We start from the raw sequence: 11,953 nt of genomic DNA on the forward strand, positions 1-11,953 counted from the left end.
GTGCCGCGCTCTGGTGTTTCTCCGTCGGAGGGTTTCCGTGCCGCCCCCACAGGCATGCCCGCGACAAGGAGGAACGCCACGTGAGCCAGTACGTGAGCAGGCTCGGGCGTCGCTCCCCAGCGGCTCCCCCGCGGCTGAGGCTGCACCGCCGCCCCCGTCGGGTCGCCATGCTCTCCGTGCACACCTCGCCGCTCCACCAGCCCGGCACGGGCGACGCCGGCGGCATGAACGTCTACATCGTGGAACTCGCCCAGCGTCTCGCCGCCATCAACATCGAGGTCGAGATCTTCACCCGGTCGACCACGGCCGCGCTCGCGCCGACTGTCGAACTCGCCCCCGGGGTCCTCGTCCGGCACGTCGACGCCGGTCCGTACGAAGGCCTCGCCAAGGAGGAGTTGCCCGCTCAGCTCTGCGCCTTCACGCACGGCGTGATGCAGGCCTGGGCCGGCCACCGGCCCGGCTACTACGACCTGGTGCACTCCCACTACTGGCTCTCCGGCCACGTCGGCTGGCTCGCCGCCCAGCGCTGGGGCGCCCCCCTGGTGCACGCCATGCACACCATGGCCAAGGTCAAGAACGCCTCCCTCGCCGAGGGCGACACCCCCGAGCCCGCCGCCCGCGTCATCGGCGAGACCCAGATCGTGTCCGCCGCCGACCGGCTCATCGCCAACACCGCCGAGGAGGCCGGCGAGTTGGTGCACCATTACGCGGCCGATCCGGGCAGGGTCGCCGTCGTCCATCCCGGCGTCAATCTGGAGCGCTTCCGGCCGGCCGACGGCCGTGCCGCCGCCCGCGCCCGTCTCGGGCTTCCGCAGGACGCGTTCATCCCTCTCTTCGCCGGGCGCATACAGCCACTCAAGGCGCCCGACGTGCTGCTGCACGCTGTCGCCGTACTCCTCGACGAGCGCCCCGATCTGCGTTCGCGCATCGTCGTGCCCGTGGTGGGAGGCCCCAGCGGCAGCGGTCTTGCCAAGCCGGAGGGCCTGCAGAAGCTCGCCGCCCAGCTGGGCCTGAGCGACGTCGTGCGCTTCCGGCCGCCCGTCGGGCAGGAGCAGCTCGCGGACTGGTTCCGTGCCGCGTCGGTGCTGGTGATGCCGTCGTACAACGAGTCCTTCGGGCTGGTCGCCATCGAGGCGCAGGCGGCCGGTACACCGGTGCTGGCCGCAGCGGTCGGCGGACTGCCCGTCGCTGTCCGGGACGGACGGACCGGATTCCTCGTCCAGGGGCACGATCCGGCCGCCTACGCGCGCCTACTGCGCGAATTCGCCGACAATCCGGGGCTCTCCGCCCGTCTGGGTGACGCCGCGGCCCGCCACGCCCAGTCGTTCGGCTGGGACACGGCGGCCCACGCCACCGCCGAGGTGTACACGGCCGCGATGCAGGCCCATCGGCGCCGGGTGCGCGCGTACCACGGCTGACAGCGGTCGCGTACGCTCCCAGCATGGCTGAGGAACAGCGGGCGGCGCAGGTCATCGAAGAGGTGCTCAAGGACGCCGAACTGGAGTGGGAGAACCCGCGCACGGGCAGCTACGTCGTGAAGCTCCCGGGGACGCGCAAGCTGTCCACGACCGTCTCGCTGAAGGTCGGCAGGCACTCCCTCTCGGTCAACGCCTTTGTGATCCGGCACCCGGACGAGAACGAGGCCGGGGTGCACCGCTGGCTGCTGGAGCGCAACCTCAAGCTGTACGGCGTGAGTTACGCCGTCGACCCGCTCGGCGACATCTACCTGACCGGCAGGCTGCCGCTGGCCGCGGTCACCGCGGACGAGGTGGACCGGCTGCTCGGCTCCGTCCTGGAGGCGGCGGACGGGAGCTTCAACACCCTTCTGGAGCTGGGCTTCACGTCCGCGATCCGCAAGGAGTACGCCTGGCGGGTGGCGCGCGGTGAGTCGACCCGCAATCTGGACGCGTTCAGCCATCTGACCCAGCGCGCCGAGGACTGACACTCCGGCCCCTGTCGGTCCATCCCCGTGTGTCCCCTTCCCCGCCGGGGGCGCGGGCGGGCCCGCACCCCGCCCGCGGCGCGCCCCTCAGGCCGAGCCGACCTCCGCCTCGACCGCCGCCGTGCGCGTCTTCGCCACCGGCTGCTCCGCCGGAAGGCGGCGCATCAGGGCGCCGTACCCGACGGCCGCACCCGTGCCGACCACCGCGCACAGCCCCCACAGCCACTCCGCGCCGAACCGGTCGATGACGAAACCGGACATCAGCGGGGCGGCCAGGGCCGCCACCGACCAGGACAGGGTGTACATGCCCTGGTAGCGACCGCGCCCGTGCACGGGGGAGAGGCGGACGACGAGGCCGGTCTGGGTGGGCGCGTTGACGATCTCCGCCAGCGTCCACACGCACACCGTCAGTGCGAAGACGCCGACCGAGCCCGCGAACACGGTGAGCCCGAAGCCGTACCCCGCGAGCAGGGACGAGATGACGAGCAGCCGACGCGGATCGCGGTGCTCGATGAAGCGGGTGACCGGGATCTGCAGCGCGACGATCAGGATGCCGTTGACGGCGATCGCCATGCCGTAGTCGGCGGGGGTGAAGCCGGCCTTGCCCATCGCCACCGGCAGGCCCACGGACCCCTGCTGGAAGATGAGCGCGACCAGGAAGGACAGGCCGACCACGCTCATGAAGCGGCCGTCGCGCAGCACGGTCCCGAGGCCCACATCCTCGGCGGCTTCCTTGGCGGTCGGCGCCGGGCGCGACTCGGGCAGCTTCACGAAGACGACGATCGCGCAGATCATCGTCATCCCCGCCTCGATCAGGAACCCGGCGAGATAGCTGTACTCCGCGATGAAGCCCGCCGCCATCGAGGAGACGGCGAAGCCCAGGTTGATCGCCCAGTAGTTGAGGGAGAAGGCGCGGACCCGGTCCTCGGGCCGGACGATGTCGGCCATCATCGCCTGTACGGCGGGGCGGGAGGCGTTGCTCGTCATGCCCACGAGGAAGGCGACGGCCGCGATCGCCACCGGATCGTGCATGAAGCCGAGCAGGGCGACGGAGAGGGCGGTGGACGACTGGGCGACAAGGAGGGTCGGCCGCCGTCCGAGCCGGTCGGCCATCACGCCCGCGCCGAGGGAGGAGACGACCCCGCCGAGGCCGTGCAGCGACGCGACGAGACCGGCGTACGAGGCGGAGTACCCGCGGTCCAGGGTCAGATACAGCGCCATGAAGGTGGCGACGAAGGCGCCCAGCCGGTTGACGAGCGTGCTGGTCCACAGCCACCAGAACTCACGGGGAAGCCCGGAGACGCTCTCCCTGGCGGCGCGTCTGAGGGTGGCGAGTGGCATAAGGGATCCCCCACGGATGTAAGTAGCTCGGACAGCTAGCACACCTTACGAATGCGGGGCCCGGCGCGGCTACTCAATTAACAGATGGCGTCAATCGACGTACGGCCGGGGAGCAGGCGGTCCGCGCGCCGATCCGCCTGCCGGGCGGGCGCGCAAGCGATCAGACGGTTCGATTACGCTCAGGACCATGGCCGACGCACCGTACAAGCTGATCCTCCTCCGCCACGGCGAGAGCGAGTGGAACGCCAAGAACCTGTTCACCGGCTGGGTGGACGTCAACCTGACCGAGAAGGGCGAGAAGGAGGCGGCCCGCGGCGGGGAGCTGCTGAAGGACGCCGGCCTGCTGCCCGACGTGGTCCACACCTCCCTCCAGAAGCGTGCGATCCGCACGGCACAGCTCGCGCTGGAGGCGTGCGACCGCCACTGGATCCCGGTCCACCGCACCTGGCGCCTGAACGAGCGCCACTACGGCGCCCTCCAGGGCAAGGACAAGGCGCAGACGCTCGCCGAGTTCGGCGAGGAGCAGTTCATGCTGTGGCGCCGGTCCTACGACACCCCGCCGCCCGCGCTGGACCGCGACGACGCGTACTCCCAGTTCTCCGACCCGCGCTACGCGACCCTCCCGCCGGAGCTGCGCCCGCAGACGGAGTGCCTGAAGGACGTCGTCGGCCGCATGCTCCCGTACTGGTTCGACGCCATCGTCCCCGACCTCCTGACCGGCCGTACGGTCCTGGTCGCCGCCCACGGGAACAGCCTGCGCGCCCTGGTCAAGCACCTCGACCAGATCTCGGACGCCGACATCGCCGGCCTGAACATCCCCACGGGCATCCCGCTGTCCTACGAACTCGACGCCGACTTCCGCCCGGTCACCCCCGGCGGCACGTACCTCGACCCGCAGGCGGCGGCAGCCGCGATCGAGGCCGTCAAGAACCAGGGCAAGAAGAAGTAAGCCCCATCCGTCAGGCCCCCCATCTGCGGTTTTTTCGCGGATGGGAGGCCTGAAGCCTTTCCTGAGGTTCCCCCGCTGCGCGGGAGTGGCTGACTAGCTGGTCAGGGCGGGTTGGCGGGGTTTCAGGTTCACTGGTTCGGCCGCTGCCTGGTTGGCGTAGTGCTTCTCCTCGAACTCGATCGGGCTGAGGTAGCCGAGCCGTTTCTGGATGCGGCGGGGGTTATAGAAGCCGTCGATGTACTCGAAGAGCGCGAGGTTCGCCTCGGCTCTGGTCGCGAAGACGCGGCCTCGGATGCACTCGGTCTTGATCAGCATCCACAGGTTCTCCGCCAGGGCGTTGTCGAACGAGTCACCGACCGAGCCCATGGATGCTTGAATTCCTGCTCTGACTAAGCGTGTTGTGAGCTTGATGGATGTGTATTGAGTGCCGTGGTCGGCGTGGTGGACGAGTTCACCGGGGGCGACCTCCCGGCTGGCGAGGGCGTATTCCAACGAGGTGAGGACCAGGTCGGCGTCCGCGCGGGCGGAGGTCTCCCAGGCCACGACTCTGCGGGAGAAGGCGTCCCGGATCGCCGACAGCCACAGTGGCCCCTCCTGAGTGGGGATCATGGTCAGGTCGGTGACCCACAGCCGGTTCGGTGTGGGGGCTGTGAAGTCGCGTTGCACCAGGTCAGGGGCGAGGTCGGCGTCTGGGTCGCGGCGAGTGAAGCTCTTGCCCTTGCGGGGGCTGATACCGGCGAGGCCGGCTTCCCGCATGAGCCGTTCGACCCGTTTGCGGCCGACGTGGACGCCCTCTCGCTTGAGGACGGCGTGCACGCGGGGCGAGCCGTAGATCCCGCCGGAGTCGGCGTGGACCTGGCGGATCTGCCCAGTCAGCTCGATGTCCTGGCGGCGCCGCTCACACGGCTGCTTCTCAGCCTGACACCAGCGGTAGTAGGTGGAGGAGGGGATGTGCAGTACCCGGAGTACGGGCTCGACCCCCAGGTGCGGGTGCTCGTCGATGAGCGCTCTCACCTGGGCCGGGTCGGGTCGAGCTGTGCGGCGAAAAAAGCCGAGGCCGTCCGCAGGACCTCGTTCGCCCGTTTGAGCTGGGCATTCTCCTTGCGCAGGGCCGTCAGCTCCTCGCGTTCGGCGGTGGTGAGCAGATCGTCCCGCTCACCGGCGTCGGCCTCGGCCTGCCGGATCCAGCCGCGCAGGGCCTCGTGATGCACGCCGAGTTCCTCGGCGAGGCGGCGAATGACGGGCTTCGGCTCCGATGCGCGATACATCCGAACCGCACGCTCACGCAACTCCAGCGGGTATTTCTTGGGGGCAGGCATCGTCAGATCTCCTCTCACGAGATCTATCTGACCTGCTGTCAGCACTCCTCGCATCTCGGGGGAACCACAGCCCCGGCCACAGACGGCAGTGTGTAGCCCGGACCGCTGTGAGTTACCGCATCCAGGAATCGACTGACGCCCGCACGCGGTTCGGTCCAAGCGTCATCCTGAGCTAATTCATACCCTGGACCGCTGTGGGTCAGGGCATCTAAGAAACGAGTTCCCATTCTCACACGCCGCCGTCGGCCCAGACCAGCGTGATGGTGGAGAACCGCTCGCGCAGCAGGGCCAGCAGCGGGCAGGCGCCGTCGCGGTCCTGCACCCCGGCGGTAGTGACGACTACGGCCAGCAGCAGCCCCAGGCAGTCCACCGCGATGTGCCTCTTGCGCCCGTTGATCTTCTTTCCGCCATCGAATCCCCTGGTGGCGGCGCCAACGGTATCGGCGGCCTTGACCGACTGGGAATCGATCGATCCGGCTGTGGGCAGCTCGGCCCGGCCCAGCTTGATACGGATGCGGCCGCGCAGCCGGTCTACCAGCCGCTGCGGCAGCCCGCGCCGGGACCAGCGTTCGAAGAACGCATACACCGCGGCGTGCGGCGGGAAGTCGCACGGCAGAGCCCGCCACTCGATCCCGTACCGGACCACGTAGCCGATCGCGTCCACCATCGCCCGCAGGTCGTGCACCATCGGCCGCCCGCTCGCCTTGACCAGCTCGGCCATCACCGCCCGCCCCTCGGGCTCCAGCACCGCCCATTCGGCGTCGGTCAGATCCGACGGATACCGGGGCGTCCGATCCCAACATGCACACCCGTCCGAACCGCAACCGGTGGTGTTCGCCGCCGTAAGGGAGTAGACAGTCACCTACGGGCTCCTGGCCGCTGAGCTGCTTGAACACCATCTCAGCTATCAGGAGCCCGCTCCTGTCTCCCCTGTTATTAATCAGCCCTGACCATCACTCGACGATCTCCCGACCCAGAACGCGACACTCAATGCGAGCTCCCCCGGTCGCCTCTGGTGCCAACTCTGGATCACGATCTAGAAGAAACTACTTGCCAATTCTGAAAGTACTTGCCACCGTATCGGCATGGCGTTGAACGAACTGGATCCAGCGTCCGCACTGGCGCAGGCGCAACGGCTGAAGAGATCGGTGGACCGGCGCTCTCGCTGGGTGGTCCGTTATCAACTGGCATACGGCACGGTGTCGTTCGCGATGGTGCTCGCGCTCGGGCTGCTGAGGGGCCCGCTGGGCATCGCGGTCAGCATGGCCATCTGGATGCCGGCGATCGGCGTGCTGAGCGTGTACGCGGCGCGGCAGCCGGTCGCGCACCGCGGGATGGCGGTGACGCACGGTGTGATGATCGGCATCTGGGCCATGTTGTACGGGCTCGTGCTCGGTGTCGGCATCACGTTCTTCCGCGGAGACCTGGCCTGGTGGCTGCCGGGTGCGGCGCTGGTCGCGCTGCCCGGGTTCGGGGCGGCCTGTGTGACGGCCCGGCGGGTGCGGGTATGAGCCATCCCCGGCACGCGCTGGACGAGGTCATCCATTCCCCTGTCCGGTTCTCGATCATGGCGACGCTCGCGGCGGCCGAGAAGGCGGAGTTCGCGTACGTACGCGACGCCGTTGAGGTGAGCGACTCGGCGCTGTCCAAACAGGCCGCCACGCTGGAGAAGGCCGGCTACGTCAAGGTCACCAAGGGGTACGTCGGCAAGCGCCCACGAACCTGGCTATCGCTCACCGCCCAGGGCCGCCACGCGTTCACCGCGCATGTCGAGGCGTTGCACGCGATCGTCACACGCACCTGAGATCCCTTTGTCAGCAGGCTCTCAGACTCGGCAGTCACGTACGAGGGTGCGTAGGGCCTGGCGACGTTGTTCGTTAGTTGTGCCGGCTGATTTGGTCCCGGCAGGGTGGGCACCTCTCTGGACCGACGCACCAGGTGCGAGGTACACCGACGCCAGGTCAAGCCCCACCCAAGTTGCTTCGGGACGAAGAGGTCCTATGTGCCGGCTGGGCACAGCGCGAGCTGACGCTGAGGAAGGCTCGACCCGCACTCCTGGGTCAACCGGAGGCAGCCCGGCATAAGTCCGGGCCGTCTCTGGGCCGTGCGGGAGCGCTCAACGATGACAGATGACGACAGTCGACGACGGCTCTTCACCTGCTCAGAGACGGTGCTTCGGGTACCGGCGCAGATGCCGATCAGTGAAGCAGAGTTGAGGAAGATCAGAAGTCGTCCGTGCCCCGTCCGTGCCCGATGGTGCGGGGACCTGCGAGGGCACCAGTAGGGCCCATAGCGCCATCTGGCCGGATCGCTCCCTTGTCGGTGCTTCGTGTACGTGTCACACAGTTGATAGGCGGGGTGACTGGGGGAGGGGGACTTTGCATGTCCGTGCTGGGTGGCAACCGCGGTGAGCCGTCGGACTGGGCCGTGAAGCGGTTCAGGCGGCACGCCGGCAGGCTCGTCGAAGCGATCCCGGAGCAACTGGCGAGGGCCCATGCACGGGCTCACGCAGTACACCTCACCGCGAGACTGAAGAAGCGCAGCCCCTACGGCTCGACCTTGGCGGAGGCAGTGCGCGAGAACCTGGCGGACACTGCGCGGGAGTTGGGAGAAGCCGTGCGGGACCTACGCGGGTACGAGTACGCCGTCATCAATGACCATGCGCTCTTCCCCTTTAAGTACGCCAACCGGCTCAAGCCGCTTGAACGGGCGCGGTTGGCTGCCGACGCTTCTCCCACCCGCCGCCGCATGCTCTTGAGTCACGGGCCGGAGCCGGAGGACGGCCTCTTCCCGCTGGATGACGAGTACACGACTGAGGAGTACGAGGATCTGCACGAGACCTTCGAGGCGCTGGGCGCGTCCACGAAGCTGGTGTGCCTCTTCTTCACCGCCGACCCGGAGAGCGGCATCCACGTGATCCACTGGGGAGACGCGCGCCTTGAGCCGGACCGTACCTTCACCTGGCTCTACAGCGAACAGCTGCGGGTGGCGACCCAGCCATTTGAGTGAGCCGCGCCGATGCTGGGCCGTCCCTGGGCCGTCCGAGGCCCCCCGAGGCCGACCAACGTAGACCGCCAGTGACAGACGAGCCACCGCCGCCACCAGCGAAACCCCAGGTCACAGGCGCCCGACCCCACGGGTTTCCGCCCAGGGGTGGCGGTGCGGCAAGACGGGGTGTTTCTTTCCGTCGACCGGGAAGGTGTAGCGCCCTCAGGCGACAGCACCGTTCCATTGCAGGCAGCAACGTTCCAACTTCTGCGGAATAGAGGTCTGCTCTGGAACGCCCGTCACATCTTCCCTGCCGTAGCGCCGCGCCGCATAGGAGCGAACCACTCTTGAACGAGCAGACCTTCGCCGACCTGGCCGGCGAACTCATGCGCTCCGCCCTTGATTCCTGGCGAACAGGCAACCGACGTTTCGCCGTCTTCCACGCCGGATTGGGTTGCGAACACGCCCTCAAGGCTCTACTCGCCCACCGCAATCCCCTCCTGGTAGCCGACAGCCAGACGGACCAAGCGCTGCGCTTCCGTGCTCTCGGCCTGGATGACAGCGATGGTGTCAAGCCGTTGACCGAAGCGCGCACCATCAGCATGGAGCGTGCCTTCAAGGACGCAGCGATCTTCATGCAAGGGCGGATGCCGGTCACTAAACAGCAGTTCGACCCGCTCGTGCAGTCCCGTAATGGACTAACCCATCTGGCGTGGTACAACACGAAGGTCACGAAGCAGGCCGTCACCACCGGCATTGCCGTAGCCGAAGCTGTCCGCGCCGAACTCGGCATTCCGCCCGCCGTCTTCTGGGGTGGCTATGAGACGGTCTTCAACGAGTTGACCAAGGTCACTGCCATGCCTTCATTGGCCGGGCCCCTGCCCACGCTGGAGGCTGCTGCCGAAACCCTCGCACAACAGGAAGCGGAACATGCCCGCCGGGCAGTGGCCACCGCAGCTATCGTCGCCCGGCACACCGCCAATCTCGGGTCCTCCAACCGAACCGACGACGACCAGATGGCCATCGCCCAAGTCGCTGGCCGCACCGCCTTATGGACCGCTCTTCAGACCACCGGAATGCGTGCCCAAGGCGAAACTACTGCCCTTCTCGAAGCGTACGGCCTCCTCCCACTCGCCCCTCGCCCTGATCGGATACACGGGCCAAGTCCCGCTATGTACGTGCGGGCGCACGATGCCGTCGTCGTAAAAGCCCTTGTCTCCTCGTCGGTCTACAAGGCGTTCGCCGATGCCTGCAAGGAACACAACGTCCTAAGGGAGGCCCTGCCCAGCATTCTGATCCGCAATGGCCGCACCGTCTTTCACCCCAACCAGTGCCAAACGTTCCTGTACTGGGTGGAGTGTCATGCGTGCGAGAGACTCGCAAACGTATATGGCCGTAAGACGCGAGACTTTTTTGCGACGACCCCAGTGTCTGGGAATACATCGGTGGTGAGTGCCCCGACCACTCTGGCAGCACGATCATTACCGATCACGCCGAGCTGTACCACTGTCCCACGTGCTCCCTGAGACTCACCCACCCAGATGAACTCGAGGAGGTCGGCATCCCACTCTCTCTCGAACTCGACTGACAGCCAGACGCTGCGCAGCGGAACTGCTCCCGTACAGCGTGTAAGCCGCGGGGAACCGGCTCCAAGGGCAGATGCGGGGAGAACGCCATCAACTGGAGCGCCAGACAGTCATGGAGGACCCGCTTCGGGAGGCCGCCCGAGACTGTGAGCGAACTCCTAAAACGGTGGCTATTGATACGGCAGGCGCTCAGGTCAGACGGCCACGCTCGTGCCAGGCACGTGCCAGATCGGGCGGGGAACCACGGGAAATAACGGGGACCAGGCCGCCGATCAGGCAGGCCCCGTCGCCGCTCCACCACAGGTCAGGCCAGCAACCACCCGTAGACAACCCAAGCTTCCCAAGCTGATGGCACGGCGAAATCCCGCTGCCTGGGCGTCCTCAGGTGTCCTACCGTTCCGCCTATGACTCCGATCAGCCACGGCAGCTGTAGTTCTGGTCATGGCTGGTCCTGAAGAGCGTGTCGGCGCTGGTGGCAGGCTCGTGCGATGGCTTGATGGCGGCGGCGCCAGGCCATTCAGTGCAGGATGTGTTCCGCGTCTCGGACTGGTGGTGTGAGGACGAACGCCCGAAGGAATCGGACGAGTTCGGGGCAGGTCAACGGGACGAGATGGGCCGGACCGGCAGGGCCGGCCGTGGTCGTGGCAGTGGCGGTCAGGGCGAGGACGGCGGATGCGACAAGGGAGAAAAGCGACCAGCGCATCCAGGAGTTCCAGCAGGTCACCTGCCCTTCGTCCAGGCCAGTGAAGGTCTTGCCGAGTTGGAAAGTCTCCTCGATCCGCCACCGTCGGCAGATCACTTCCACCAGCTGGGCGAGGGTGACATCTTCGGTCGACCAGCAGCGGAAGAAGGAGATCTCGCCGATGTACCGGTGTCGGCGAGCGACCAGGACGCTGGTGCCGTCATCTCCGTGTCCGTTGGGGGTGTCGTCCGCACGGACATCGAGCCAGGCCCAGTCGTACTCGCGGGTGCCCTTCGTTCCGTGTCCGGTCTGCATGCGCATCCACTGGTGCGGCAGTATCTTGTTGATCATCTGGCGGGCCTTCCACCTGCGGCCCGCTCCATCCGTGACCGTGTACGTGTGGGACACGCCGACCGCGTAGCCGAGCCCGAATTCCCGCATACTCCTGCGAAGTTCACGTCCCGAATACACATCGTCACCGGCGAACCAGCGTGTCCGGACACCCAACTCGAGCGCGTTTTTGACCATGGCGGCGGTCTGCTGCAGCTTCGTCGCGAACATGATCCCTTCCGGGACGCCGACTGCCTCGCGGCGCTCCTCGTCCGCAGCCCAGTCCCTCGGGAGATACAGGGCCCGGTCGATCACCACCCGCACCGACTCGGTGACCGCGGCCAGGTGCACGGCGACCTGGCACAGTCCGACGCCTTTGATCGCGCCGGAGTACTGGCGGCCGGCGCCGACGCAGTCGGTCGAGGACTTCGCGTCCCCGGTCTCGTCCGCGACCAGCACCACGTCCTGACCTGCAAGTTCACGCGCGACCAGGCGGGCGATCTCCTCCCGGGCCCGGTCATGGTCGAACCTCGCCCGTGACAGCAGATGCTGCAGCCGGTGCGGGCCTGGATGCCCCAGCGCCTCAGCCAGCGTCCAGCAGTTCCGCGTGTCCACCTCCGTCAGCAGCCCGTTGATCATCTCCGCTGCCGTCGCACGTGTCTCACGCCGCGCGAAGCAGCCCGCGATCGCATCCATCGCCGCCCGGAACACCCGGCCCCAGGCCGCCTGGGCTATCGTGGCCTCCGCGGCCACCTGGTCCTGAAACGTCGTCACAAACGTTCATGATCATGGTGGCCGTACCTATGCCCGCACCCG

General features: G+C 67.6%; 11 protein-coding genes and 1 pseudogene. 7 read left to right on the top strand and 5 right to left on the bottom strand.

What is annotated here, in order from left to right; all coding sequences use genetic code 11:
* Window positions 1-80 precede the first annotated feature (80 nt).
* Both mshA and BIV24_RS01550 read left to right on the top strand, forming a co-directional pair.
* Complete coding sequence (mshA, locus tag BIV24_RS01545; RefSeq protein ID WP_071364271.1) at window positions 81-1,418, top strand: D-inositol-3-phosphate glycosyltransferase; 1,338 nt, start codon at window positions 81-83, stop codon at window positions 1,416-1,418.
* Window positions 1,419-1,441: 23 nt separating this feature from the next.
* Window positions 1,442-1,942, top strand: a complete 501-nt coding sequence (locus tag BIV24_RS01550) for a type III secretion system chaperone family protein (RefSeq protein ID WP_071364272.1) — start codon at window positions 1,442-1,444, stop codon at window positions 1,940-1,942.
* A gap of 87 nt (window positions 1,943-2,029) precedes the next feature.
* On the opposite strand, the gene BIV24_RS01555 is transcribed toward BIV24_RS01550, so the two are convergent.
* Window positions 2,030-3,283 (bottom strand): MDR family MFS transporter, encoded by a 1,254-nt coding sequence (locus BIV24_RS01555; RefSeq protein WP_071364273.1) that lies wholly within the window; start codon window positions 3,281-3,283, stop codon window positions 2,030-2,032.
* 187 nt (window positions 3,284-3,470) lie between these two features.
* Between BIV24_RS01555 and BIV24_RS01560 the strand changes: the two genes are divergently transcribed.
* The gene (locus tag BIV24_RS01560; RefSeq protein ID WP_071364274.1) at window positions 3,471-4,232 is read left to right on the top strand and encodes a phosphoglyceromutase; all 762 of its coding nucleotides are present in this window, start codon (window positions 3,471-3,473) and stop codon (window positions 4,230-4,232) included.
* Window positions 4,233-4,325: 93 nt separating this feature from the next.
* On the opposite strand, the gene BIV24_RS01565 is transcribed toward BIV24_RS01560, so the two are convergent.
* From BIV24_RS01565 to BIV24_RS01575, 3 genes are all read right to left on the bottom strand, one after another.
* Window positions 4,326-5,246 (bottom strand): IS3 family transposase, encoded by a 921-nt coding sequence (locus tag BIV24_RS01565; RefSeq protein ID WP_071364275.1) that lies wholly within the window; start codon window positions 5,244-5,246, stop codon window positions 4,326-4,328.
* Window positions 5,243-5,551: a transposase gene (locus tag BIV24_RS01570; protein ID WP_071364276.1), complete on the bottom strand. Its 309-nt coding sequence runs from the start codon at window positions 5,549-5,551 to the stop codon at window positions 5,243-5,245. The genes BIV24_RS01565 and BIV24_RS01570 overlap by 4 nt, the downstream gene beginning before the upstream one ends.
* Window positions 5,552-5,780: 229 nt before the next feature.
* Window positions 5,781-6,413, bottom strand: a complete 633-nt coding sequence (locus BIV24_RS01575) for an IS5 family transposase (RefSeq protein WP_107459147.1) — start codon at window positions 6,411-6,413, stop codon at window positions 5,781-5,783.
* Window positions 6,414-6,636: 223 nt separating this feature from the next.
* Here BIV24_RS01575 and BIV24_RS01580 point away from each other — a divergent pair, with 223 nt between their 5' ends.
* From BIV24_RS01580 to BIV24_RS01595, 4 genes are all read left to right on the top strand, one after another.
* Window positions 6,637-7,062, top strand: coding sequence for a hypothetical protein (locus BIV24_RS01580; protein WP_071364278.1), 426 nt, complete (start codon window positions 6,637-6,639; stop codon window positions 7,060-7,062).
* Window positions 7,059-7,355 carry a winged helix-turn-helix domain-containing protein gene (locus tag BIV24_RS01585; RefSeq protein ID WP_071364279.1) on the top strand — a complete coding sequence of 99 codons (297 nt, stop codon included), beginning with the start codon at window positions 7,059-7,061 and terminating at the stop codon, window positions 7,353-7,355. Before BIV24_RS01580 ends, BIV24_RS01585 begins: the two co-directional genes overlap by 4 nt.
* 578 nt (window positions 7,356-7,933) lie before the next feature.
* Window positions 7,934-8,560, top strand: coding sequence for a hypothetical protein (locus BIV24_RS01590; protein WP_071364280.1), 627 nt, complete (start codon window positions 7,934-7,936; stop codon window positions 8,558-8,560).
* A 326-nt stretch (window positions 8,561-8,886) separates the two neighbouring features.
* Window positions 8,887-10,065, top strand: a complete 1,179-nt coding sequence (locus BIV24_RS01595) for a hypothetical protein (protein WP_071364281.1) — start codon at window positions 8,887-8,889, stop codon at window positions 10,063-10,065.
* A gap of 499 nt (window positions 10,066-10,564) precedes the next feature.
* Here the strand turns inward: BIV24_RS01595 and BIV24_RS01600 are convergent.
* Window positions 10,565-11,911, bottom strand: a pseudogene (locus tag BIV24_RS01600) (IS701 family transposase).
* Window positions 11,912-11,953 lie beyond the last annotated feature (42 nt).

The organism is Streptomyces colonosanans (genome assembly GCF_001866645.1).
Taxonomy (GTDB): domain Bacteria; phylum Actinomycetota; class Actinomycetes; order Streptomycetales; family Streptomycetaceae; genus Streptomyces; species Streptomyces colonosanans.

Bases quoted from the DNA above. Each gene is read 5' to 3' on its own strand.
- BIV24_RS01580 (WP_071364278.1), top strand. From the start codon at position 6,637: ATGGCGTTGAACGAACTGGATCCAGCGTCCGCACTGGCGCAGGCGCAA.
- BIV24_RS01570 (WP_071364276.1), bottom strand. From the start codon at position 5,551: ATGCCTGCCCCCAAGAAATACCCGCTGGAGTTGCGTGAGCGTGCGGTT.
- BIV24_RS01585 (WP_071364279.1), top strand. From the start codon at position 7,059: ATGAGCCATCCCCGGCACGCGCTGGACGAGGTCATCCATTCCCCTGTC.
- BIV24_RS01550 (WP_071364272.1), top strand. From the start codon at position 1,442: ATGGCTGAGGAACAGCGGGCGGCGCAGGTCATCGAAGAGGTGCTCAAG.
- BIV24_RS01590 (WP_071364280.1), top strand. From the start codon at position 7,934: ATGTCCGTGCTGGGTGGCAACCGCGGTGAGCCGTCGGACTGGGCCGTG.
- BIV24_RS01555 (WP_071364273.1), bottom strand. From the start codon at position 3,283: ATGCCACTCGCCACCCTCAGACGCGCCGCCAGGGAGAGCGTCTCCGGG.
- BIV24_RS01560 (WP_071364274.1), top strand. From the start codon at position 3,471: ATGGCCGACGCACCGTACAAGCTGATCCTCCTCCGCCACGGCGAGAGC.